At 40.8% G+C, this 23423-nt stretch carries 23 protein-coding genes; 11 read left to right on the forward strand and 12 right to left on the reverse strand.

The features are described 5' to 3' along the window. The first annotated feature begins 81 nt into the window (after window positions 1–81). Together QL986_RS05320 and QL986_RS05325 are read left to right on the forward strand one after the other, a co-directional pair. Window positions 82–672, forward strand: coding sequence for an ATP-binding cassette domain-containing protein (locus QL986_RS05320; RefSeq protein ID WP_013464562.1), 591 nt, complete (start codon window positions 82–84; stop codon window positions 670–672). Beyond that, the gene (locus tag QL986_RS05325; RefSeq protein ID WP_013464563.1) at window positions 669–1781 is read left to right on the forward strand and encodes a DUF6136 family protein; all 1113 of its coding nucleotides are present in this window, start codon (window positions 669–671) and stop codon (window positions 1779–1781) included. The genes QL986_RS05320 and QL986_RS05325 overlap by 4 nt, the downstream gene beginning before the upstream one ends. Here QL986_RS05325 and fadE read toward each other — a convergent pair whose 3' ends face one another. Continuing rightward, window positions 1782–4244 carry an acyl-CoA dehydrogenase FadE gene (gene fadE / locus QL986_RS05330; protein WP_138687393.1) on the reverse strand — a complete coding sequence of 821 codons (2463 nt, stop codon included), beginning with the start codon at window positions 4242–4244 and terminating at the stop codon, window positions 1782–1784. Window positions 4245–4551: 307 nt separating this feature from the next. Between fadE and QL986_RS05335 the strand changes: the two genes are divergently transcribed. Further along, complete coding sequence (locus QL986_RS05335; RefSeq protein ID WP_013464565.1) at window positions 4552–5316, forward strand: class II glutamine amidotransferase; 765 nt, start codon at window positions 4552–4554, stop codon at window positions 5314–5316. 116 nt (window positions 5317–5432) lie between these two features. Here QL986_RS05335 and QL986_RS05340 read toward each other — a convergent pair whose 3' ends face one another. The 5 genes from QL986_RS05340 to cmoA all read right to left on the reverse strand — a co-directional run bounded on the left by QL986_RS05340 (window position 5433) and on the right by cmoA (window position 9786). Beyond that, on the reverse strand, window positions 5433–6227 hold the full coding sequence (locus QL986_RS05340; RefSeq protein ID WP_042849237.1) for a DUF3108 domain-containing protein: 795 nt from the start codon (window positions 6225–6227) through the stop codon (window positions 5433–5435). After that, window positions 6181–6828, reverse strand: a complete 648-nt coding sequence (gene purN / locus QL986_RS05345; protein ID WP_013464567.1) for a phosphoribosylglycinamide formyltransferase — start codon at window positions 6826–6828, stop codon at window positions 6181–6183. The genes QL986_RS05340 and purN overlap by 47 nt, the downstream gene beginning before the upstream one ends. Further along, entirely contained in the window at window positions 6828–7880 is a 1053-nt protein-coding gene (gene purM, locus QL986_RS05350) for a phosphoribosylformylglycinamidine cyclo-ligase (protein ID WP_016899473.1), read from the reverse strand. Before purM ends, purN begins: the two co-directional genes overlap by 1 nt. Window positions 7881–8076: 196 nt before the next feature. Then, window positions 8077–9045 (reverse strand): tRNA 5-methoxyuridine(34)/uridine 5-oxyacetic acid(34) synthase CmoB, encoded by a 969-nt coding sequence (gene cmoB / locus QL986_RS05355; RefSeq protein ID WP_028835337.1) that lies wholly within the window; start codon window positions 9043–9045, stop codon window positions 8077–8079. 15 nt (window positions 9046–9060) lie between these two features. Continuing rightward, window positions 9061–9786 (reverse strand): carboxy-S-adenosyl-L-methionine synthase CmoA, encoded by a 726-nt coding sequence (cmoA, locus tag QL986_RS05360; protein ID WP_090493955.1) that lies wholly within the window; start codon window positions 9784–9786, stop codon window positions 9061–9063. A gap of 116 nt (window positions 9787–9902) precedes the next feature. Here cmoA and QL986_RS05365 point away from each other — a divergent pair, with 116 nt between their 5' ends. Then, window positions 9903–10586: a DUF3334 family protein gene (locus QL986_RS05365; RefSeq protein WP_008111638.1), complete on the forward strand. Its 684-nt coding sequence runs from the start codon at window positions 9903–9905 to the stop codon at window positions 10584–10586. Window positions 10587–10812: 226 nt separating this feature from the next. Here QL986_RS05365 and QL986_RS05370 read toward each other — a convergent pair whose 3' ends face one another. Continuing rightward, entirely contained in the window at window positions 10813–11310 is a 498-nt protein-coding gene (locus QL986_RS05370) for a YgjP-like metallopeptidase domain-containing protein (protein WP_016899476.1), read from the reverse strand. A 27-nt stretch (window positions 11311–11337) separates the two neighbouring features. Beyond that, window positions 11338–12186, reverse strand: coding sequence for a DUF72 domain-containing protein (locus tag QL986_RS05375; RefSeq protein ID WP_058155471.1), 849 nt, complete (start codon window positions 12184–12186; stop codon window positions 11338–11340). A 237-nt stretch (window positions 12187–12423) separates the two neighbouring features. Here QL986_RS05375 and aspS point away from each other — a divergent pair, with 237 nt between their 5' ends. After that, window positions 12424–14202: an aspartate--tRNA ligase gene (gene aspS, locus QL986_RS05380; RefSeq protein WP_013464572.1), complete on the forward strand. Its 1779-nt coding sequence runs from the start codon at window positions 12424–12426 to the stop codon at window positions 14200–14202. 89 nt (window positions 14203–14291) lie between these two features. Next, complete coding sequence (locus QL986_RS05385; RefSeq protein WP_290191290.1) at window positions 14292–14891, forward strand: pentapeptide repeat-containing protein; 600 nt, start codon at window positions 14292–14294, stop codon at window positions 14889–14891. Window positions 14892–14926: 35 nt separating this feature from the next. Here QL986_RS05385 and QL986_RS05390 read toward each other — a convergent pair whose 3' ends face one another. Further along, window positions 14927–15250: a hypothetical protein gene (locus tag QL986_RS05390; RefSeq protein ID WP_008111621.1), complete on the reverse strand. Its 324-nt coding sequence runs from the start codon at window positions 15248–15250 to the stop codon at window positions 14927–14929. 129 nt (window positions 15251–15379) lie between these two features. On the opposite strand from QL986_RS05390, the gene QL986_RS05395 reads away from it, so the two are divergent. Beyond that, on the forward strand, window positions 15380–16126 hold the full coding sequence (locus QL986_RS05395; RefSeq protein WP_290191291.1) for an alpha/beta hydrolase: 747 nt from the start codon (window positions 15380–15382) through the stop codon (window positions 16124–16126). 70 nt (window positions 16127–16196) lie between these two features. Here QL986_RS05395 and QL986_RS05400 read toward each other — a convergent pair whose 3' ends face one another. Continuing rightward, on the reverse strand, window positions 16197–17399 hold the full coding sequence (locus QL986_RS05400; RefSeq protein WP_290191292.1) for a bifunctional alpha/beta hydrolase/OsmC family protein: 1203 nt from the start codon (window positions 17397–17399) through the stop codon (window positions 16197–16199). A gap of 426 nt (window positions 17400–17825) precedes the next feature. Between QL986_RS05400 and QL986_RS05405 the strand changes: the two genes are divergently transcribed. Then, a complete protein-coding gene (locus tag QL986_RS05405) occupies window positions 17826–18665 on the forward strand; it encodes a 2OG-Fe(II) oxygenase family protein (protein WP_290191293.1) in 840 nt (279 codons plus the stop codon). A gap of 171 nt (window positions 18666–18836) precedes the next feature. Further along, window positions 18837–20234, forward strand: coding sequence for a DEAD/DEAH box helicase (locus QL986_RS05410; protein ID WP_290191294.1), 1398 nt, complete (start codon window positions 18837–18839; stop codon window positions 20232–20234). Window positions 20235–20303: 69 nt separating this feature from the next. On the opposite strand, the gene QL986_RS05415 is transcribed toward QL986_RS05410, so the two are convergent. Both QL986_RS05415 and QL986_RS05420 read right to left on the reverse strand, forming a co-directional pair. Further along, complete coding sequence (locus QL986_RS05415; protein ID WP_290191295.1) at window positions 20304–21050, reverse strand: DUF3307 domain-containing protein; 747 nt, start codon at window positions 21048–21050, stop codon at window positions 20304–20306. After that, window positions 21050–21673: a hypothetical protein gene (locus QL986_RS05420; protein ID WP_013464581.1), complete on the reverse strand. Its 624-nt coding sequence runs from the start codon at window positions 21671–21673 to the stop codon at window positions 21050–21052. The genes QL986_RS05415 and QL986_RS05420 overlap by 1 nt, the downstream gene beginning before the upstream one ends. Window positions 21674–21812: 139 nt before the next feature. Here QL986_RS05420 and QL986_RS05425 point away from each other — a divergent pair, with 139 nt between their 5' ends. Further along, complete coding sequence (locus tag QL986_RS05425) at window positions 21813–22307, forward strand: NYN domain-containing protein (RefSeq protein ID WP_013464582.1); 495 nt, start codon at window positions 21813–21815, stop codon at window positions 22305–22307. A 187-nt stretch (window positions 22308–22494) separates the two neighbouring features. Further along, on the forward strand, window positions 22495–23421 hold the full coding sequence (gene nudC / locus QL986_RS05430; RefSeq protein WP_013464583.1) for an NAD(+) diphosphatase: 927 nt from the start codon (window positions 22495–22497) through the stop codon (window positions 23419–23421). The last annotated feature ends 2 nt before the right edge of the window (window positions 23422–23423 follow it).

The raw sequence follows: 23423 nt of genomic DNA on the forward strand, positions 1-23423 counted from the left end.
CTGCAATAAAGTGTTACAAACCATGTAGCCCACGAAAATAGAAAACCAGTTATAATTCACTTTCAAAATCAGGGAGTATTTATGATAGAAGTCATTGGGTTACATAAACAGTTTGCTGAAAACGTATTGTACAGTGGTTATAGTGTGCAGTTTTGTGCACCTAAAATATGCATTGAAGCGCCTAATGGCCAAGGTAAAACAACGCTGTTGATGATGTTGGCAGAGCTCGAAACGCGCCAAAGTGGGCAGATTTTATTTTCTAAAAAAGCATTAACCGAACCGCATAAACAAGTTGCTATAGCATCAGACTGTATTGCTTTACCTGACTTTCTTACGGCAAAGCAAATTATTAACTTGTCCGTGAATACGCTGGGTTGTGATTGGCCAACGACAATAATAGATGGGTTTAATTTCAATGAATTTTTAAATACTCGTTTTGATGCGCTGTCGTCAGGTAATCAAAAGAAATGCCAGTTAATTTTAGCGCTTATGCGTGATGCACCTTATTTACTTCTAGACGAACCCAGCGCAGCACTTGATCAAGCCAGTATTCAGTATTTATTAGTACTGCTTGATGAATATCTAATAGATAAGCCAAATGGGCAAATAGTCATCACCTGCCATGAACCAGCGCCATTTATTGAGCGTGGCTTTGAGTGTATACCGTTATGATTGCAAATTTAAAACAATCAATCGGGCAATATCGCTCTTTTATGGATTATCGTTATCAGGCTTACAAAACTGAACTCACGCAATTATTGTTACAACTAAAAAGCTTTGGGTTGTTATTTTTAGTGGTGTTAGGCTCGTCAGTGTTGGGTTTGATATTGCTACTTTTTTTAGGCCTTGGAAAAATTATAGACAGCAGCGCAGCACCCCAATACGGTGCACAAATGGCTTTATTTTATTTGTTACTACAAAGTGTGATGCTCAGCGCAATGAAGTCAGCAATTAAAAATAGTAAGCAGCGGTTATTTCAGCAAACTATTGCACGATCAGTTTGGTTAAATTTAGTCGATATTAAACTATTAACGCTCAGTAATGCATGGCTTATAGCCAGTGTATTAATTGCGCTAGATTTAACGCTAACACAATGGGTTAAAGTACCGCATTTTATTGTATTTATGTTGCTGCAGTTTATCTTGGGCGTTTTGTGTTTATACAAAACCAGCGCACTGGTATATGGCTTTTTGTTTAGCACGATATTAGTGCTGGTTCCTATTCATATGCAGCCGCTCACTTATCATATGGGCTTTGCTTTATTGTTTGCGCTGAGCCTTTTTGTCCCCGTGGTTAATGTTAACGGGCGTATTGCAGTAAGTTCATTATTGGGCTTTTGGTTTTGTTATTTATTAAACCATTGTTGGACACTTGTTTGGCGCGTGTCGTTACTTTTATGTGTATTCATGGCATCAGCTGCGCTAATAAACGAACGTGCTGATTTAGTACCTATACTTGTGATATTAGCCATGGCTTTTATTGTACTCTTTAGTAGTTCATTGCAATTTGATTGCGGTAGGGTGTATGAGCAGTATCGATTATTTTTTAAAACATGCGAGCAAGAACGCGCCTTTTATATTAGCCAGTTTTTACCTAGCATATTGCTGTTTTTATTAGCCACAATAAGTTATAGCGTTATTTTTGGTTACACTCATATTGTATTATTTGTCATTGGAAATATGTGGTGTGTATTACAGGTTTACCTTGCACAAAAAAAACCAGCGCATTATGCGCTGGTTTGGCTAATTTTAGCAGGGTTGCTGCTAGCTTTACTAAACTAGTTAAGCGGCATCTGCCTTTTTAGATTTAGCTTTGCTATTACGCGCTGCTTTGCCGGCAAGTAAATCTGCAGGGTCAAAGTCGTCAACGTTAATAACGTCTAAGCGAGCTTGTTCAACAGCTGCTAACTTATCAGCTTCAGCTTGGCTTAAAATGCCGGCTTCTAAGCCCATTTGCGCCACTTTATCAAGTTGGAAGAATGGCAATTTAACGCCTTTCTCTTTACATACGCGTTCAAATAAAGGCTCTACCTCTAGCAAGTCTTTAAGCGTTTGCTCTTGACGACCTACAAGGTTAAGCGGCTCGTTTGTAAGGTATACATAACTTGCTAAACGATTACGCGTTTCGCTAGGCACTTGCAGTAATTGCGCTAGTTTATGCTCAAGTTTGTCGGTAGGTTTACGAACCGGGCGACCAAACGGGAATAACAATACTTTTAATACGCCACGAAGTGGTGCAGATGGCATATTGTTGATTAAATCAGCAAGCGCACGTTGACAGTGGTAAAGGTGATCCTGACAGCTCCACTGAACCAGTGCAAAATCTTCTTTTTTACGGCCTTCGTCGTTATAACGTTTAAGCGTTGCAGACACTAAGTAAAGGTAGCTTAATAAGTCACCTAAGCGTGCTGAAATACGTTCTTTACGTTTAAGTGAACCACCAAATACTGCCATACTAATATCAGACATAAGTGCAAGCGATGCACTAAAGCGTGAAGCTATACGATAAAACTCTGCCGTTTCGTCTTTGTACGGCACACTAGTAAAGCGAGCGCCAGTAAGTGCAAGCCACTTAGTGCGTACTAGGTTAGACATGGTAAAGCCAATGTGGCCCATTAGCGCTTTATCAAATACGTTAAGCGCTTCTTCGCGGTCTTCAATTTCACACGCACCTAGCTCGGTAAGTACAAATGGATGACAACGAATAGCACCTTGACCATAAATAATCATATTACGGGTCAAGATGTTTGCACCTTCAACGGTAATGGCAATAGGTGCACCTTGATAGCCACGACCTAAATAGTTATTTGGCCCAAGCATGATCCCTTTACCGCCTAGCACGTCCATTGCATGAATGGTGGCATCGCGCATTTGCTCGGTAAGGTGGTATTTAATAATAGCCGAAATCACAGATGGTTTTTCGCCTAAATCAACAGCACCGGTAGACATACTTACTGCAGCGTCTGAGCTGTAAGCATAACCGGCAAGCTTCGCCATTGACTCTTCAACCCCTTCCATTTTACCAATTGGTAAGCGGAATTGACGACGAATACGGCTATAAGCACCTGTTGCTACAGCAATCATTTTAATGCCACCGGCTGAATTTGACGGCAATGTAATTGCACGACCAACCGATAAACACTCAACCAGCATACGCCAGCCTTGACCAGCCATTTCTGGGCCACCAATAATGTAATCAAGTGGTACAAAAATATCTTTACCGCGAGTAGGGCCATTTTGGAACGGCACATTAAGCGGGAAGTGACGACGACCAATTTCTACCCCAGGGGTATCTGTTGGGATAAGTGCACAGGTAATACCAGGCTCTTTAACGTCACTTAATAATCCATCTGGATCTTGTAATTTAAATGCTAGACCAAGAACCGTAGCTACAGGTGCAAGTGTAATGTAACGCTTGTTCCATGTAAGGCTTACACCGACTACTTCTTCGCCATTCCATTGCCCTTTACATACTACACCGTAGTCTGGAATTGAGCTTGCATCAGAACCTGCCTCTGGCGAAGTAAGAGCAAAACATGGAATTTCTTGACCGCTTGCTAAACGCGGTAAGTAATGATTTTTTTGATCTTCAGTACCGTAGTGCTGTAATAACTCACCCGGGCCTAACGAGTTAGGTACTCCAACAATTGACGAAAGCAATGTTGATTTACTGGTTAGTTTTTGCAGTACACACGATTGTGCAAATGCAGAGAATTCTAAGCCGCCGTATTCCTTTTTAATGATCATGGCAAAGAATTTGTTATCTTTCAGATATTGCCATACATCCTGAGGTAAATCCGTTAGCTCATGCGTAGCTTCCCAATCGTCCAGCATACTACATACAACTTCAACAGGGCCGTCGATAAATGCCTGCTCTTCAATAGTAAGCTTTGGAACTGGATACTGGTGAAGCTTTTTCCAATCTGGGTTACCACAAAATAAATCAGCTTCCCACCAAGTTGTACCGGCATCAATAGCTGACTTTTCGGTGTCAGACATGCTCGGTGTAACTTTTTTGAAGACCTTGAAAATAGGCTTGATAATATATTGCTGACGAATGCCAGTAACAGAAAGAGGCACTGCGATGATTAAAAAGATCACCCAGCTAATTAAACCAAAAGCACCAGCAAAGGTACCAATTAATAATGTTGCGGCAGAAACACCAAGTGCTGTGTTCCAACTCGCTCTGTGGTAAAGCGCAATGCTGAGCAGTGCGATTAAACCGAGTGTAAATATGAGTGTCATTGCTAATTCCTTAATAGAGGTCAGACCACCTTGTTTAGAGTAGCGCTAGTAACGCTAAGTTTCAAGTACATTACTTAGATTAAAGTGTAGTTATCGGTACGATTATTACAATCCGTTGTATGTTATACGAACAGTTTGGCTGTAATCGTTTATTTTGGCTTATCATAAAAAATATAAGCGTTAAAAAATCAATTAATCTAGTAGTAATATAAGTTTAATTAAGTAAATATACTTATGATTTTCAGTGTACGCTTATTAAAAATAGAACGATATTCTATGTTTAGCTTTTTAAAGGTTTATTTATTTTATGTGTGAATTACTTGGCATGTCAGCCAATGTGCCAACGGATATTTGTTTTAGTTTTTCAGGGTTGTTGGAGCGCGGTGGCAATACGGGGCCGCATAAAGATGGCTGGGGCATTACTTTTTATGAAGGTAAAGGCTGTAGAACCTTTAAAGATCCTGAGCCAAGTTACCAGTCAGAAATAGCTAAATTAGTTAAAGCTTATCCGATTAAAAGCGTATCGGTGATAAGTCATATTCGTCAAGGCAACCGCGGGCGAGTGTGTCTTGAAAACACCCATCCGTTTACTCGTGAGTTGTGGGGGCGTGAAATAACCTATGCTCATAACGGGCAGCTTTCAAATTATCATGATTTAAAACCTGAATATTATCGACCTGTGGGTAATACCGATAGCGAGTTGGCATTTTGCTGGTTGCTTGACAAAATTCGTGAAAAGTACCCGCAGCGACCAAGTAATATGGCGTCGGTTTTTAGATATGCGGCTAAGCTTTCGCATACGCTACGTGAAAAAGGCGTGTTTAATATGTTATTGACCGATGGTGTATTTGTTTTAGCGTATTGTACTAATAATTTACATTACATAACGCGCCGTGCGCCATTTGGTAAAGCAACACTTATTGATGCTGATATGGTGGTCGACTTTCAACAAGAAACCACACCAAACGATGTGGTAACGGTTATAGCAACAAGGCCGCTAACCAACGATGAACGCTGGCAAAAAATGCAGCCAGGAGAGTTTGCGTTATTTAAAATGGGTGAATTAATGTAGGTTGGTAGAGTAAAACGAAACTCAACTTAAAGTTTCAAATTTAAGTATTGAAATGAAAAGCCCAAGTTATGGTTATCACACTTGGGCTTTTCGTATTGCATCTTGTAAGTAATTTATTAGGGGGTTATTTCGTTCTTAACTTGTGCAGGTAAAGCCGGTGGATTGATCACGGTAAACGATTTCATCTGCACTTCAAACTGTTCCACACCTTTTTCACCTTTCCACATGCGCACGAGCATATAATCCATTTCTGGGGCAAACCATGCTAAGGCTTGGCGTTTGTCATTGTCGTATAAACGTTTTACTTTAATGGCTTCTACGTTACCAATCGGTAAGGAAATCATTTCGGTTTCTACCACTTCAAAGTCGTAGTCACGGCAATTACCTTTTTTATCAACTAACGGAAACGAGAAACTAGTTTTTCCTTTTTTAAGTCCTTCTCGAACTTGCACTTGATAAGAAATACCATCTTGGAAGTTATCATGCCATTGGCATTTTAACGGGTAGTCGCTGGTGTTACTGGTGACAGTTTGTGTTTGACGATCAAAGTTAATTTCATACTTTTTGTCAGGCCCAGTCCCCGTGCGGATCATAGAGTACTGAATAGGCTCTACTCTATCGTTAGCAAAGCTAAAAGTTGATGACTCTTGACGTGAGTCAGAGAAAATCATCCATTCAATATCGCTATGGTAAGTGACTTGGTAGTTATTATTATCGAGTTTTTTAAGCGTCCGCTCGGCTGTACCATGATTTGCGCCTTTGCGCAAAATATCGTAGCTGGCTTGATACTGGGTTAACTCACCTGCAATCAGGCTGGTAGGAAGTAATAAAGTGCCCGCACATAATAGCCAGGCACTTAATTTTTTATTTTGGGTAGTGCGCGCCGTGTGCAGGAAGTTGTTTTTCGTCAAGAACTGCATAATCTGCTTCCATCGTAAGTCGTTGTTCACTGAACCACTTGACCACCAAAGGATAAATTATGTGCTCTTGCGCATGCACACGCTTAGCGAGCGTGTCTGCTGTATCGTCTGCTAATACAGGCACTTTGGCTTGAAGAATAACGGGTCCACCGTCTAATTCTTCAGTAACAAAGTGAACACTAACGCCGTGAATGTCGTCTTTTGCATCAATTGCTCTTTGGTGGGTATTCAGCCCCTGATACTTAGGCAACAAAGATGGATGAATGTTCAACATTTTTCCAACATATTTTTGCACTAAGCTAGGAGTTAGAATACGCATAAACCCAGCTAATACAACTAGATTTGGTTCAAAAGAGTCAATTATATGCATTAATTGGGCATCGTACGCTTCGCGTGAGTCAAACTCTTTATGACTCAGCACGTGTGTGGCAATACCAGCATTTTTTGCACGCTCTAACCCATAAGCGTCTGCTTTGTTACTAATAACAGCCGCTATATGGGCGTTTATCTCGCCGCTTTCACAGGCGTCTATAATGGCTTGTAAATTTGAGCCACTGCCTGAGATCAAAACTACTAGACGAGTGGGTGCCATTACGCAGCACCACCTACAATTTCAACTTGCTCTTCGCCAGCAACGGCATCTTGGATTTCACCAAGGTGCCATGCGTTCTCGCCAAGATCTTTTAAGATATTTAAGCTATTTTCAAGCTCATCCGCAGGTACAACTAACACCATGCCTACACCACAGTTAAATGTGCGGTACATTTCATGTGTTGTAATGTTGCCGTTTTCTTGCAACCAGCTAAACACACTTGGCCACTGCCAGCTATCACCTTTAACAACCGCTTTAGCAGATTCAGGTAATACGCGTGGGATATTTTCCCAAAAACCGCCACCAGTAATATGCGAAAGGGCATGCACGTCTACTTGCTTGAACAACTCAAGTAATGGTTTAACGTAAATACGTGTTGGTTCTAAAAGGTGCTCACCTAAGGTTTTGCCATCAATCACTTGATTAGTATCAGCGTTAGAGACTTCTAAAACTTTGCGAATTAAAGAGAAACCATTTGAGTGAGGACCGCTAGAAGCAAGGGCAATAAGTTGATCGCCTGCAGCTACTTTAGTGCCATCAATAATTTTTGATTTTTCTACCACACCGGTACAAAAGCCTGCCATGTCGTAGTCTTCACCATCATACATACCTGGCATTTCAGCTGTTTCGCCACCAATTAGGGCACAACCTGAAATTTCACAACCTTTACCAATACCGGTTACTACGTCGGCTGCTGTGTCTACATCTAGTTTACCCGTTGCATAGTAATCTAGAAAAAACAGGGGTTCAGCGCCTTGTACTATTAAATCATTTACACACATCGCAACTAAGTCGATACCTACAGTATCGTGCTTTTTAAGGTCAATTGCTAAGCGTAACTTAGTGCCAACACCGTCAGTGCCTGCTACAAGTACAGGTTGCTTATAACCTTCAGGAATTTCGCAAAGTGCGCCAAAACCACCAATTCCGCCCATCACTTCAGGACGACGAGTTTTTTTAACTACGCCTTTAATACGCTCAACAAGTGCATTACCAGCGTCGATATCTACGCCCGCGTCTTTATAGCTTAGAGACTGTTTTTGTTCGCTCACAGGTTTTCCTCAAAATAGTTGTTTTGATGCTTACTTAGAAACGCGCGTATTTTACAACAATTGCAAGGGCGCGGCTAGTTGAAATCTGGATTTGATTTTAAAGACAAGGACACTTGTCCGCTAGTTGCTGTATTAGTAAACAAAAAAAGCGCCCAATGGCGCTTTTTAATATGGAAATAAAAATTAATACTACAAATTAGGCTTTAGCTGTAAGTATCGCTCTAAGTGGTGCAGGGTAGCCTTCAATGGTTTTACTGGTGTCAGCGGGGTCTAAAAAGTCAACTAAAGATTCGTTTTCCATCCAGTCAGTTTTACGCTGCTCGTCGAGCGTTGTAATAGCACAATCTTTAATTTGCACATCTTTAAAGCCAACACGTTCCATCCACAATTTTAATGCCGCAGTGCTTGGAATAAACCATACATTACGCATTTTCGCGTAGCGGTCGGTCGGTACTAATACGGTGTTTTCATCGCCTTCAATAACTAATGTTTCAAGCACGAGTTCTCCGCCTGGGCGAAGCTGTGCTTTTAATTGCGCTAAAAAGTCGATAGGGGAACGACGATGATAAAGCACCCCCATTGAAAATACCGTATCAAACGCTTTAAGCTCTGGCAGGGCTTCTACACCTAATGGTAACAAATGCACGTTTTCATCTGGGTTAAAGTGTTTAATTGCCTGAAACTGACATAAAAATAAGTCAGATGGGTCAATACCCACTACAAACTGAGCACCTTCACCGCGCATACGCCATAGGTGATACCCCGAGCCACAACCAATATCTAATACAGTACGGCCTTTTAATGGCTCAATATGCGGTAGCAGTCGATCCCATTTCCAGTCGCTGCGCCATTCGGTATTTATTTCAATACCGTGAACGTTAAACGGGCCTTTACGCCAAGGCATCATCCGTTTTAATAAATGCGTGGTTTGCTTTTTTTCGCCTTCAGACATTTCGCCAGGCGCACCTATTGCTACTTTGCTGACAATATCAACTTGGTTTGTCGATATCTCAGGTAAGTTTTTCAGCACTTTTTGCCATTGTGGCAAATCGCCATGGCTTGCCTCTTGTTGCCAATGCTTTAATTGCGCAGGCAAGGTTTCTAGCCAGTGGCTAAGTGGGCTTTGTGCAATCGCAGCGTAAAATTGGTTAAACCATGCAGACATGTGTCACTCTCTAAATTATTTAATTGCTACCATTGAGCAAAAATTAAAACATTGATACCACACTTGCGTTTGGCTAAAACCAATGTCGCTTAAACGTTGTGTATGTGTACTAAGTGTATCGGGGCGCATTACGTTTTCAATGGCAGTACGCTTTTGGCTTATTTCAAGCTCAGAGTAGCCATTATGGCGTTTAAAGTCGTGGTGCAAGTCAATCAGTAAGTTATCGCACTGCTCGTTTTCGGCTTTAATTTTTTCACTTAATAACAAAACGCCACCGGGCTTTAAATTAGCGTATATTTTTTCAAGTACCGCTTTGCGCTGCGCAGGTGGAATAAACTGCAGGGTAAAATTCATCGCTACTACTGAGGCATTTTGAATATCAAGCTCGTTAATATCACCTAATGTAACCGTTACAGGAACGTCCGATCTAAATCCTTGTAAATGAACCTTACAACGCTCCACCATGGCTTGTGAGTTATCTACAGCAATAATGTGGCAGCTATCGGTTTTAATATTACGGCGCATACTTAAAGTAACCGCCCCTAACGAGCATCCTAGGTCATACAAATTTGAATTTGGCTGAGCATACTCACCCGCTAATTTTCCCATAGTACTTACAATAGTGGCATAACCGGGTACCGAGCGTTGGATCATGTCGGGAAATACTTCAACCACGTTTTGATCAAAACTAAAGTCTTTTACTTGTTGCTCAGAGGCATAAATACTGTCTTTTATACTCACGAAGGCAGTCTCTTTGAAAATAATAGTGCTATTTTAACATTTTATGCTGGATAGTCAGTGATAAATTCAGTAGCTTGACTAGAATTATGAAGAATAAGTATAAAAGAGATTATTAAATGAGCAAAAGTAAGGTTATTAGTACCGACGATATATTAGCAACATTATGCCACTCAGTAACGGGTGTACTTTCATCAGCCAGCGGCAACGAGATCAGCTATTCAGCCATGGTACAAAAAATAACGCGTACTTGTATGCGACCAGACATAGGCTGTTTTGTTTTATTTGACGGGGGCTTTACCGGCTTGGTTGTTACCAACTTTACAGCGCAAGCGGCCATGGAAATTTATGGCGATTACATGCGTAACATGGGTATGCCAGAAGACGAAATTGCACATAGTCACTTATCTGATGACGTTTCAAACGTGATGGGTGAGTTGATGAACCAAATAGTGGGCGACTTCACGTCAAAAGTGCGTGAACAGCTGCATACCTCTATTACCCAAAATCAGCCAAAAATGATGGCTATTAATAAACAAGTGCAAATATCGGTTGATACCACTATGGATCGTCCGCAAGCACGTCGCGTAACGTTTACGACTCGCAACCAAAATATCTTCTATTTAGAATTAGCGATGGATAAAACAGAGTTTATTAAACTTCACGACTTTGACATTGTAGAAGCGATAGACCCAGACGATATTATCGAAAATGAGGCTAAGCAAAAAGCGGATAAAGAAAAAGCGAAACAGCCAAAGCAAGATGATAGCGATGACGACTTTATGGCCGAATTAGGGCTTTAACGTTTTTACGTAGGCTGGGTTAAGTGAAACGAAACCTAACACGCTTTTAAGCTCTTAGCTGTCAGATTAGAAAGTGACAATAATAAAAACGCGATGTATATCGCGTTTTTTGTTAACGAGGGCTTTCATTGTGAACTCGTGTGTCATTATTTTGGCTGACCGCTGACCGCTGACCGCTGACCGCTGACCGCTGACCGCTGACCGCTGACCGCTGACCGCTGACCGCTCAATTATACGGATTCTCACCCATAGCAATAGCCACACAAAAAATCCGTAAATCTAGCTCTAGCTGATGGTACTGTGGCTCCATATGGCAGCACAGTTTATAAAAGCCTTTATTGTGGTCTTTTTCTTTAAAATGCGCGAGTTCGTGCACCACTAATGCTTTTAATAATGGCTCTGGCGCGCGCAGTAAATCGCTGTTTATTGCTAAATCGTGCTTGCGGGTTTTACCTTGCATACGGTACGTGTGGGTACCGAGTGCATTGGTAACCATATCACCTTGTTTTTTAAACGCAGCGCGTCCAAATGGCGGGGCGTTTTTTAAATACTGCTTTTTAAGCTCAGTGGCGTAGCTATACAGTAACTTATCACTGGTAATACGATGCGCCTGCGGGTATTTTTTAAGTAAATACTCACTTACTTTTCCTGCTTTTATTAGGCTTAATACTTGCTCAACGATATTGGCAGGGTAGCCGGTAAAGTAACGTGCGTATTCACTCATTATTGTCTCTGTATTTTGAATTTATTTTTAAAAAAGTGCTTGCTGGTGGGCTTCTTTTTCGCCACTAAATGGATTGAGTACATTGTGATTATACCCCAAATCTTGGCAAAACTGACGAGCCAGCAGCGGCGCTTCGCGGTTATCAGCGGTATGAAAAAACACATAAGGACTTTTGCCCTCATCAAGCCACTGAGTTACTTTGCTAAGCCAAGGCTGATAAAAGGTCTTATAATCGTTTTCTAAATCAGCAATAACAAAACGTGCCATAGGCTGCGAGCCCGTAGCAATAGCGTGAACTGGTAAATGCGGTTTTTTCTGTTGTGCGTCTATTAGCGCTTCGGTGGTTGGCTTTACTGCAAAGAGCGCCCGAGTATCCATAGCAATACGGTTTATATTATTTGCCATTAAAAGCTGATTAAGTGCGATTTCGGCCTCACCTTTTTTAAAAAAATCAGGGTGGCGTACCTCAACCCCATAGTTTAGCTCTTTAGGAAGTAACTCAATAAAAGCGGCAAGCTTAGCTAAATGTTGTGGCGCAAACGCTTTAGGTAATTGCAGCATTATTTGCCCTGTTTTTTCAAATAGAGGGGCGAATAAATTAAGCCAATTAGTTAGCTCATGTTGCACGTTAGTAAGTTGGAGTTCGTGACTAAAGCGCCGATGAAACTTAAAGGTAAATTTAAACTCATCGGGTACACTGGCAGCCCATCGTAATACGGTGTCAGGCGAGGGATCGGCATAAAAACTGGTGTTACCTTCTACCGAATTAAAATGCTGCGCATATTCGCTAAGCATATCGGCATTTTTACACTGGCGTGAAAATAAATTTCCTTTCCATACGCTGCTCGACCACTGCGGGCATCCAATATATAGCATACAAACAAAAGCCTTGATATAAAGTGCCGGTAGTGTAACAAATAACAAAACAGTGCGCTGTAAATTCCACCCCGAAAGGTAAACACGCCCTAGCATCTTCAACCTACTTGGGTATAATGCAGGGCTTAATTTGATTATTTTGAATTGCTAGCGGCTTTATTTTCATTTTGGTGTTTATAAAAACTTTTAAAACAACAGTGTTTAACCGCTATATGCCTTTTATCTGACAGGAAAACTATGCGCTCTATATACTGCGGACAGCTAAATAAAACTCACGTAGATCAGGAAGTTGAACTATGTGGCTGGATCAACAAACGACGTGACCTTGGTGGACTTATCTTTGTCGATTTACGCGATAGAGAAGGTTTAGTACAAGTTGTATTCGATCCGGAAGTTGAAGGATTAATGGAAACAGCTAACAAACTTCGTCAAGAATTTTGTGTTCAGTTAAAAGGGATTGTACGCGCTCGCCCAGACAGCCAAGTAAATAAAGACATGGCTACCGGTGAAGTAGAAATTTTAGGCACGGGTTTAACGATTATTAACCGCTCTGAGCCTATGCCACTTGATTTTAACCAAGTGAACTCAGAAGAGCGTCGTTTAAAATACCGTTACTTAGATTTACGTCGTTTAGAAATGAGCGACCGTATTAAATTACGTGCTAAAGCAAGCAGCTTTGTACGTCGCTTTTTAGATGAAAATGGCTTTTTAGATATCGAAACGCCAGTATTAACTAAAGCAACGCCAGAAGGTGCGCGTGATTATTTAGTACCAAGTCGTGTACACAAAGGTAGCTTTTACGCATTACCGCAGTCGCCACAGTTATTTAAGCAATTGTTGATGATGTCGGGTTTTGACCGTTACTACCAAATTGTTAAATGTTTCCGTGATGAAGACTTACGTGCTGACCGTCAACCTGAATTTACTCAAATAGATTTAGAAACCTCGTTCATGAGCTCTGATCAAGTACGTGGCATGACAGAGAAAATGATCCGTGAAATGTGGCAGTCATTACTAAATGTTGATTTAGGTGATTTCCCAATTATGCCTTACTCTGAGGCAATGAGCCTATATGGTTCTGATAAGCCAGACTTACGTAACCCAATGAAGCTAATTGATGTAGCCGATTTAGTAAAAGACGTAGAATTTAAAGTATTCTCGGGTCCAGCAAATGATGAAAAAGGCCGTGTTGCAGTGCTAACTGTTCCAGGTGGTGCATCACTTTCTCGTAAGCAACTAGATGACTACACTAAGTTTATCGGTATTTACGGTGCTAAAGGTTTAGCATGGATGAAAGTAAATGACCGCGATGCAGGCGTTGAGGGCGTGCAATCGCCAATCGCTAAATTCTTAAATGAAGATGTGATCACGCAGTTACTTGAACGTACTAATGCACAAACAGGCGATATCATTTTATTTGGTGCGGATAAACGCAACACCGTAAATGAAGCCATGGGCGCACTTCGTTTAAAAATTGGTATTGATTTAGAAATCACTAATTTAGATAGCTGGGCACCACTTTGGGTTGTTGACTTCCCAATGTTTGAAGAAGATGACGAAGGCACATTACACGCTGTACACCATCCATTTACTGCACCAAAAGATATTAGTGCCAGTGAGCTTGAAGCAAACCCAGCAGCGGCTATTTCAGATGCTTATGATATGGTATTAAACGGCTACGAAGTGGGCGGTGGCTCGGTACGTATTCACAATGCAGATATGCAAGAAGCGGCATTTAGAATTTTAGGTATTGAAGCGCAAGAGCAACAAGATAAATTTGGTTTCTTACTTGATGCTCTTAAATACGGCACACCGCCGCATGCAGGTTTAGCGTTCGGTTTAGACCGTTTAGTTATGTTGTTATGTGGTACTGATAACATTCGTGACGTTATTGCTTTCCCTAAAACCACACAAGCATCGTGTTTATTAACCGATGCACCAAGCAAAGCTAACAGCGATTCGCTGACAGAGCTTGCAATTAGTGTAGTTGAGAAAGAATTACCAAGCGCAGAATAAAGCTAGCTTTTAGTTAGATAAAAACCCCTTAGGCTAAATACCTAAGGGGTTTTTTGTTCGGCAAAACCCAATTTAGGTGCTTTATTTTTATGAGCGAGCTATTTAAAGAAAGTCATTATTTTGATCAGTCATTTTCAAACTTTACAGCAAATGCAAAGCGCTTTAGCGATATTGAGTTTGAACAATGTCAGTTTGTTGATTGCGATTTTAGTCACAGCCAGTTTAGTGCCTGTCGGTTTATAGAGTGTGAATTTATTAACTGTAATTTGACTGAACTTAATTGGAATTACAGCTCCTTAGAAGAGGTGAGCTTTGCAAATTGTAAGCTCAATAGCATAGTGTGGGGGCAAGTAAATTGGCCGCAATTAGCGCTAACGTCACCGGTGAGTTTTAAACAGTGTGAGCTGAGCCACAGTTCGTTTTTTGAATTACAGTTAAAAGCGTTAACAATGACGAGTTGTTTTGCCAAAGATGTTGATTTTAGGCACGCTAACTTAACTCAAAGCAACTTCTCGGACACTGACTTTAGATATAGCTTGTTTCATAATACAAATCTTAATAAAGCGAACTTTGTAGGCGCTTCGCAATTCAATATTGATATAACAAGCAATGATGTGAGTAATGCAAAGTTTGAACGGTTTGAAGCGTTAAATTTATTAGCTGGACTTGATATCGAGCTGGTTGATTAGCCGCAAGAGCTTACGGCTAATACGTATATTTACTATTAGCAAGCAGGGCCATTTTTGTTACGTGCACTAGCAAGTGCGCGGGCTATGCTCAGTAGCTCAGGCGAAATATCATCAGCGCCATCTTTAATCAGTTTAGTTACATCACCAGATGAATATAAGCTATCACGCGGTGATTTAATCCCAAGCTCTCTTACAAAGTCTTTGGTTTTACCTGTACTGCCGGTTTCAATGAACTTAAAAATAATGCGTTCGTTGTTACTTTTCGGCTCGGCTTGTAACACTTTAATTTCTTCTTGGTAGGCTTCAATTCTGCTTTGGAGAATGTCGATGCGTTGTTCAATGCTGCTGTATGATTTCATGAATGGATTCTTTTGCGATAATAGTAAAACAATAATCGCTATTATCGCACAAATTAGCAAAGGCGCGCGCTAACCTTTATAATAAAAATTAATTTTAGTTAAAAATATATAGATAATACAATGAAATGCATGTTAAAAATTATAAAAAAGCGTTTAATATTAAGTGCGCTTACTTTAAGTACTACGCTATTTGCATCATCAAGTTATGCCCAAGACGATGCAATCATTGATGATAGTCGTAATCGCTCTATACCTGTAAATATTACCCTACCAACTAACCACCTTAAGTGCAGCGCGCAAGTAAAATGCCCAGTGGTATTTGTAAATGCGGGGTATGGCATTAGCCACAATGAATACACTTTTGCGAGTAAGCTATTTAATGCGCAAGGCTATTTAAGCATTGCGGTAGCACATGAGCTTAAAAGCGACCCTGCGCTTAATGGTGCACAGCCTTATTTGACTACCCGTATGGAAAATTGGCACCGGGGTGTTGTAACCCTCAAATTTTTAGTTAATGAGCTAAGTGTTAAATACCCTGAGTATGATTTTACAAAACTCACTTTATTTGGTCACTCAAATGGTGGAGATATCTCAGCCTTGTATACAGCTATTTACCCAAGTGAAGTAAGCCAATTAATTACGCTCGATCACCGCCGCATGTTATTGCCACGCAATAAAAACATACATGTGCTCACACTTCGAGGTAGTGATTACCCAGCCGATGCGAACGTGCTTTTAACCGATAAAGAGTTAACTGTTTATCCTGTTACACAAACGTTGATAGCAGAATCACGTCATAGCGATATGTACGATGGCGGCCCTAAATGGCTGGTGGATAGAATGAGTAAAGAGGTAGCGGCGTTTTTAGAAAATTAAACGATACAGTCAGCTTTTAAATTAAAATCCTAAAAATAGCGCAGGCCTACTGCGCTATTTTAGTTTTAAGTTACTCTACCAGTTCACTCACCACCAAAGGGCTATTATGTAGCGTTTTATGCACAGGGCATTTATCGGCTATTTCGAGTAATCGATTTCGCTGAGCGTCAGTTAAATCTCCTTGTAAGGTTATTTTGCGGGTAATGGCCTCTATATTGCCGGTTTTTTCGCAATCATCACAATTTTGGTTGTAATTACGGGTATGGTTAAGCTCTACTTTTATATGCTCTAGCGGTAACTCTTTGCGACTTGCATACATGCGAAGTGTCATTGCAGTACACGCTCCAAGCCCAGCGAGTAAATGATCATAAGGGTCTGGGCCTAAGTTTTTGCCACCGACATCGGTAGGCTCATCAGCAAGCCATGTATGGTTTTTAGTACTCACGTGTTGAGTGAATTGATGATCTTTTTCTTCAACTAATACACTGCCGTTAGTTAATTTTGCACTATAGGGTGTTTTCTCGTATTCAACATAGCGATTAGCCCACGTAGCAATGACGTCGGCTGCGTAGTTAGCGTCTTCTTTATTGCTGAGTAAGTGATCGGCATTATCTAAACTTATAAAGCTTTTTGGATGCTTGGCAGCGGCGTAAATTTTTTCGGCTTCGCTAATATTCACGGTGGCATCAATAGGAGAGTGCATAACCAACAAAGCACGCTTAAGCTTGCCTATATGGCTGTTATCGTATTTGGCGATGTCATCTATAAATTGCTTTTTAATCGTAAACTCACGCCCAGCTAAACACACTTTTGCTTCACCCGATTGGTTTATTTCATCTAAATGAGCAGCAAAGTTATGAGTAACATGCTGGGCATCTGATGGCGCGCCTATAGTCGTAATAGCTGACACTTCGGGTATGTGCTCTGCTGCTGCAAGCACCGCAGCACCACCTAAGCTGTGACCTATTAATAACTGAGGTGCTTTAAAGTGTGTTCTTAAGTGATTGGCAGCAGCCACTAAGTCTTGAATGTTTGATGAAAAGTTACTGTTGGCAAAGTCACCATCGCTATTACCAAGCCCTGTAAAATCAAAGCGTAATACGGCAATGCCTTGCTGAGTGAGCGCGCGGCTTATTCGTGTTGCAGCGGCTATATCTTTAGAGCAGGTAAAACAGTGGGCAAATAAGGCATAAAATTTCACCTCACCAGAGGGTTGTTCAAGTTGTCCAGCAAGTTCTAATTCACCGCTTTTAAAAGAGACTTTTTGTCGCATGAGAATACCTTAACTAATTGATAAAGTGTGTGGTGCTGATAAAGAAGAGATTGGTACGATGAGGAGAAAATTCAATACTGGCATTATTTTGATCTCGATCAAGCTAGAAAGGGCTTGCCAATTAAGTGCGGACATATGTCCTTATAATTTCAAAGGGGTTTGTCTATCCTCGCACAGCATAAAAATGCAGCCTTTATTACTTGAATTAAGTAGTTAAGCTATATTTGAATGTAATACCAGTTTGCATAAACCTGTGATTAATTTAATGTATTAAGTCGTTGTTTATCGGCGTTTAAAAAACCTTATCTAGAACAAGTAGATATAATTTTTTTGCGTAGTTAGCATGTAATATTTAGTTAATTTAATGGATCTTTACTCAAGCGAATTGGTAAATGGCTTCTAACAACCTACTTACTGGAATGTACCATGCAATTACCTACAGTTGATTATAAAGCGGACGATGCGGCTGCGCAATTTGTTGAATCGTTGAGAAATACTGGTTTTGGCGTATTAAAAAACCATCCTATTCCGCAATCTTTAGTTGAGTCTATTTATAAAAATTGGCAAGACTTTTTTAACTCAGAGCAAAAGCATGAGTTTTTATTTTCAAAAGAAACGCAAGATGGCTATTTTCCACCGTCGGTATCAGAAGTTGCTAAAGGCCATACAGTAAAAGACATTAAAGAGTACTTTCATGTTTACCCTAAAGGCCGTGTTCCTGCACAACTAGAGGCTGATGTGCGTGAGTACTACCGTTTAGCTAATGAGTTTGCGGCAACATTATTAAGCTGGGTTCAGGCTGAAGCGCCTGAAGAAGTCCGTGCTAAGTTCTCTATCGATTTAAAAGATATGATTGCCCAGTCTGAGCAAACGTTGTTGCGTATTTTACATTACCCGCCAATGACAGGTGATGAAGAGCGAGGTGCTATTCGTGCTGCTGCGCACGGTGATATTAACTTATTAACCGTATTACCAGCGTCAAACGAGCCAGGTTTACAAGTACAAAAAACCGATGGCGGTTGGTTAGATGTGCCATGTGATTTTGGTAGTTTAATTATTAATATTGGTGACATGCTACAAGAAGCATCAGGTGGCTATTTCCCATCAACGATTCACCGTGTAATTAATCCATCAGGTAAAGCAACAACCAAATCACGTATTTCATTACCTTTGTTTTTGCATCCTCGTCCAGATGTGGTGTTATCTGAACGCTACACAGCAGATAGCTACTTACAAGAGCGTTTACGTGAGCTAGGTGTAAAATAATCCTTTAGCATTTGTAATGCTCAGGTAAATAAAAAGCGGCTGTTTAGCCGCTTTTTTAGTATTTGTGTGTATTGATTTGACACAAAGTAAATAATGGCATGCATTCTGAGCTACTAAAGGTATAATGCGCGCAACTGGCCACTTTGGCCTAATTTGAAATAGAGAGTTTATATGAGTTTTGATGGTTTAGGTTTATCACAGTCTTTAGTTAATGCGGTTTTAGAAAAGGGCTATGAAACGCCAACGCCTATTCAGGCTCAAGCTATCCCAGCAATTATTGCGCGTCGCGATGTAATGGCCGCAGCACAAACAGGTACCGGTAAAACCGCTGGTTTTACTTTGCCACTAATTGAGCGTTTATCGTCGGGCACTAAAGCAAAAAGTAATCATGTACGTGCGCTTATTTTAACGCCAACCCGAGAGCTTGCGTTGCAAGTAAGCGAAAACGTTGAAGAATACGCTAAGCATTCTGATGTGAGTTCGTTTGTGGTTTACGGTGGTGTAAAAATTAACCCACAAATGCAGCGCCTGCGTAAAGGGGTTGATATTTTAGTGGCCACACCTGGGCGTTTAATTGATTTACACAATCAAAACGCGGTTAAATTTGATAGCGTTGAAGTACTGGTTTTAGATGAAGCCGACCGTATGTTAGACATGGGCTTTATCCACGACATTAAACGCTTAATTGCAAAAATGCCTGAAAAACGTCAAAACTTAATGTTCTCAGCAACCTTTTCTGACGACATTCGTGCATTGGCCAAAGGGTTAATTAACGATCCGGTTGAAATTTCAGTCGCTGCCAAAAACACGACTGCTAAAAGCGTGACTCAATGCGTGTACGCTGTCGATAAAGCGCGTAAAACGGCCTTGTTAAGCCATTTAATTCGTAGCAACAATTGGCAACAAGTACTGGTATTTAGCCGTACTAAACACGGTGCTAACCGTTTAGTTAAGCAACTGGAACGCGATGATATTGTTGGCGCAGCAATCCATGGTAATAAATCTCAGGGCGCACGTGTTAAAGCATTGGAAGGCTTTAAAAGTGGTGAAGTGCGCGTATTAGTGGCAACCGATATTGTTGCCCGTGGTTTAGATATTGTTGAGCTTCCACACGTAGTTAACTACGACTTACCTAATCTATATGAAGATTATGTTCACCGTATTGGCCGAACTGGTCGTGCGGGTGCATCAGGGCATGCCATTTCGTTTGTAACGGTCGACGATGCAGTGGATTTATACGGTATTGAACGCTTTATTGGCGAGTTAATTCCTCGTGCTGAAGAAGAAGGCTTTGAACCGGCTAACCCTGTTGCTGAGCGCGCCCTCGATGCTCGCCCACTGCCTGCTAAAAAGCCAAAGAAAAAACAACCATTTAATAAGCCTAAATCTGATAGCAGCAAACCTAATAGCAAAAAGCCTAACAATGGTGGCAATGGTACAGGCCCACGTCGTGGTGGTTCTAAAAAGCCAGCAGCAAAAACAGACGAGAATGCACAAAACCCTTGGGCAAAACGCCAATCGGTAGGGGGCACTGGTCAGCGCCGTCGTCGTCCAGCAAATAACGACTAATTGTCACTGCGTTTAGTTAAACGCAGCTGCAAAAAAAGCGCTAGCTTTAAGGTTAGCGCTTTTTTGTTTTTAATTTATCAGTAAGTAATTAATGCCTAGGCCAACAAACAGCGTAACGCTAACACTCAGTAACGTGCCTAGCATCACATATTCCGTGAGTTGTTTATCTTTGCTGGCACTTAAGTCGCCAAATCTAAACACGGATTTGGCGGCAATTAAAAACCCAAGCCCAGCAAACTGATCTAATAAAATAAATGTCAGCATAAGTACTCGTTCGAGCATACCAATACTTTGTCCTGCTAAAGGGAGGCTACCATCACTAGAAAAGTGATTAGTTAAACGCTCTAACATCATTCTTATAAATACCGCACTGGGACTTAAAATAATAAGGTAACCAGTTATAACCCACAGCACTTTTTCGTTGAACAATAACGCCATAAAATTGTTAGTAAATTGCTGATTATCAGTGAGCCAAATGCTTATCACAACAAGGACGGTGATATGGGCAATTTGGTCTAATAAAAAAGGCACCACGCCTTTATTTGAATACGATTTTGCAATATCAATAAAGTAGTGGCTGATCATAATAATACTGGTGGCCAGTAATACGCTGCTTAGTTGTTGCCAGCCAAAGCTATATTCCCAAAGTGCAACAACGACAGCGCTGGTAACTCCGTGAACCAATACATGGTAGTAAAGTTTTTTTGCTTTAAAATGACGGGTGTTTCTGTCGTTTACCCAGCTCATGGGTTGCCAATAAAAATCAGCGAGTAAGTGGCTAATAATCAGTGCGACGAGCAATATTGAAAATTCCATTAGTCATGTCCTTGCTGTATGCTTTTAAGCTGTTGTTGTGCATGTAAAATAAATCGTTCTATCAGCTGATAGTTAGCAAGGTTAAGCAGCTTAGTAACGTTTTCGCGGCTGGTGTTGAGCTCATTAGCTAAGGCTGCATGGTTGTTATTAGTATGGGTTAAATATACATACAAAGCATTTGCTTGTTTTTGGGTTATTTTACACAGTAATACATCGACAAACGCTAGGTTTAGCTTAAAGCTCTCATCAACTGGTTGTTTTGCAATAGCAAATGTAAAACGTTGGTTTGTCATTTTATCTAGCTCATGACCAGAGAGAGTAAATGCAGAGCCTGTAGCAGTTTTTATACTCGTACCAGGGTTATCTATGTGTCCCAATGCCATGCTTTGGCGCAATTCATAGCCGGCAGATTTGAGCTGTAGATAGATAAGAATAGCGGTGGTAACTAACCGTTCACTTTTTTCTACTTGCAGCTGAAATGCATCCCCACGGTAAATATCCCAAGATGTTGTTTTATTACAATTTGCACGTAAACTTTGCTCTAGCTGATAAAGCATGGCATCGTATTGTTGTTTAGGTATTTTTTGCGATTTAATTATATCGCCGCTGATCACACCAATCATATAAATCCAGATAGATTATTTATATGTAACTAATTTTGGTTACATCTTAAAATGTAACCGTATTTGGTTACATTGGGTTTGGTAACTAATTTAGGTTACTTAACACGCAATTGCAAGTATTACTCATTAGGACATAATAATGACCTCACAACAAAGCAGCAAACCTCGTGTAGGTATTTTTGTCGATGTACAAAATATTTATTACACCTGTCGCGAAAGCTACGGTAAAAACTTTGATTACAATGCCTTTTGGCGAATGATAGAGCAACAATACGATATTGAATGTGCGTTTGCTTATGCAATATACCGAGGTGATGAAAAGCAAAATCAGTTTCAAAATATTTTGCGCGCTATTGGCTTTGAAGTAAAACTAAAACCCTTTATTCAACGCCGTGACGGCAGTGCCAAAGGCGATTGGGATGTAGGTATAACCATAGATATGCTAGAGCAGGGAAAGCAGCTTGATAAGGTTATTTTACTCTCGGGTGACGGTGACTTTGCGTTATTACTTGGGCACTTAAAAAATCAATACAATGTTTCGTGTGATGTATACGGTGCTGATAAATTAACCGCAGAGGTACTTAAGCAAAGTGCTGAGCAATTTCATTTAATTGACAATCAGTTACTACTTTAAAAAGTATAAGCGCTGCGTTGGTTCGGTGTAATTTTGAGCAGAATGCCCACCTTCAACATGAGCATTTTTAATACAGCGGGTGCATAGATTAATTAAGCCTAATTTAGGCTTTTTTTATGGCGGTAATAAATTGGGTTTAGTGGATGATTATGGTAATTTTAAGAATCAATTAGTATCAAGGAATTACATGCTTAACTACAGTAATATGCCATTAGACAGAGGCTCAAATGCGCGCAAAGACCCTACTTGGGTAGACGCAAAAAAAACAGCAGACAGCTTATGGCTTTTAGTTAAAGGCAATCACACCTTATTTGCTAACAGTAGCCCTGAGGTGGTGTATTTGGCTTACCTACAGGTGGCACATTTAGATTTAACGCAGGCTATTTTTTTAGGTTCAAATGAGCAGGATAATGCCGTATTTGCGCTAGATGTAACCGCACTCGACGAGTCGTTATTAGCAACGATTATTGATGGAGCCCAGTTTGCAGATATTCGCCAGTTTGGTACACAGGTGGCGCTTGAAGATGGCTCAAATGCAGCGCTTGCCCGTGGGTTGTGTTACTGGCATGCCACTCATAGTTTTTGTGGTCGTTGTGGTACCAAAAATCACTTAGTTGAAGCGGGTCACTCTCGATTATGCGACAATCCTGCGTGTTTGCACCAGACTTTTCCGCGTACCGATCCTGCGGTTATTATGGTAGTAACTAAAACATTTTCTGATGGGATTGAACGCTGCTTATTGGGTCGCCAAGCAACTTGGCCAAAAGGATTGTATTCATCCCTTGCAGGCTTTGTTGACCCTGGTGAAACCCTTGAACAAACCGTGATCCGAGAAGTAAAAGAAGAGGCGGGTATTACTGTGGAAAAAGCAGAATACATTGCTTCGCAACCTTGGCCGTTTCCTTCGTCAATTATGCTAGGTTTTATTGCCACAGCAAGCAGTGATGAAATAAGCACAGAGCAAGATGAACTTGAAGATGCAAAGTGGTTTTCTCGCGAAGAACTTGCGCAATTTAAAGATTGGCACCATCAAGGGGAGCATTTAAAGCTACCTAGAGCTGATTCAATTTCGCGTTATTTAATTGAATATTGGCGTACTCAGATAGAAGGATGAAT

Source organism: Pseudoalteromonas sp. APC 3250, from assembly GCF_030407915.1.
Lineage (GTDB): Bacteria > Pseudomonadota > Gammaproteobacteria > Enterobacterales > Alteromonadaceae > Pseudoalteromonas > Pseudoalteromonas tetraodonis.

Excerpts from the sequence above, each read along its gene's own strand:
- QL986_RS05320 (WP_013464562.1), top strand. The coding sequence starts at position 82 with ATGATAGAAGTCATTGGGTTACATAAACAGTTTGCTGAAAACGTATTG.
- QL986_RS05325 (WP_013464563.1), top strand. The coding sequence starts at position 669 with ATGATTGCAAATTTAAAACAATCAATCGGGCAATATCGCTCTTTTATG.
- fadE (WP_138687393.1), bottom strand. The coding sequence starts at position 4,244 with ATGACACTCATATTTACACTCGGTTTAATCGCACTGCTCAGCATTGCG.
- QL986_RS05335 (WP_013464565.1), top strand. The coding sequence starts at position 4,552 with ATGTGTGAATTACTTGGCATGTCAGCCAATGTGCCAACGGATATTTGT.
- purN (WP_013464567.1), bottom strand. The coding sequence starts at position 6,828 with ATGGCACCCACTCGTCTAGTAGTTTTGATCTCAGGCAGTGGCTCAAAT.
- cmoB (WP_028835337.1), bottom strand. The coding sequence starts at position 9,045 with ATGTCTGCATGGTTTAACCAATTTTACGCTGCGATTGCACAAAGCCCA.
- QL986_RS05365 (WP_008111638.1), top strand. The coding sequence starts at position 9,903 with ATGAGCAAAAGTAAGGTTATTAGTACCGACGATATATTAGCAACATTA.
- QL986_RS05370 (WP_016899476.1), bottom strand. The coding sequence starts at position 11,310 with ATGAGTGAATACGCACGTTACTTTACCGGCTACCCTGCCAATATCGTT.
- QL986_RS05375 (WP_058155471.1), bottom strand. The coding sequence starts at position 12,186 with ATGCTATATATTGGATGCCCGCAGTGGTCGAGCAGCGTATGGAAAGGA.
- aspS (WP_013464572.1), top strand. The coding sequence starts at position 12,424 with ATGCGCTCTATATACTGCGGACAGCTAAATAAAACTCACGTAGATCAG.
- QL986_RS05385 (WP_290191290.1), top strand. The coding sequence starts at position 14,292 with ATGAGCGAGCTATTTAAAGAAAGTCATTATTTTGATCAGTCATTTTCA.
- QL986_RS05390 (WP_008111621.1), bottom strand. The coding sequence starts at position 15,250 with ATGAAATCATACAGCAGCATTGAACAACGCATCGACATTCTCCAAAGC.
- QL986_RS05395 (WP_290191291.1), top strand. The coding sequence starts at position 15,380 with ATGTTAAAAATTATAAAAAAGCGTTTAATATTAAGTGCGCTTACTTTA.
- QL986_RS05400 (WP_290191292.1), bottom strand. The coding sequence starts at position 17,399 with ATGCGACAAAAAGTCTCTTTTAAAAGCGGTGAATTAGAACTTGCTGGA.
- QL986_RS05405 (WP_290191293.1), top strand. The coding sequence starts at position 17,826 with ATGCAATTACCTACAGTTGATTATAAAGCGGACGATGCGGCTGCGCAA.
- QL986_RS05410 (WP_290191294.1), top strand. The coding sequence starts at position 18,837 with ATGAGTTTTGATGGTTTAGGTTTATCACAGTCTTTAGTTAATGCGGTT.
- QL986_RS05415 (WP_290191295.1), bottom strand. The coding sequence starts at position 21,050 with ATGGAATTTTCAATATTGCTCGTCGCACTGATTATTAGCCACTTACTC.
- QL986_RS05420 (WP_013464581.1), bottom strand. The coding sequence starts at position 21,673 with ATGATTGGTGTGATCAGCGGCGATATAATTAAATCGCAAAAAATACCT.
- QL986_RS05425 (WP_013464582.1), top strand. The coding sequence starts at position 21,813 with ATGACCTCACAACAAAGCAGCAAACCTCGTGTAGGTATTTTTGTCGAT.
- nudC (WP_013464583.1), top strand. The coding sequence starts at position 22,495 with ATGCTTAACTACAGTAATATGCCATTAGACAGAGGCTCAAATGCGCGC.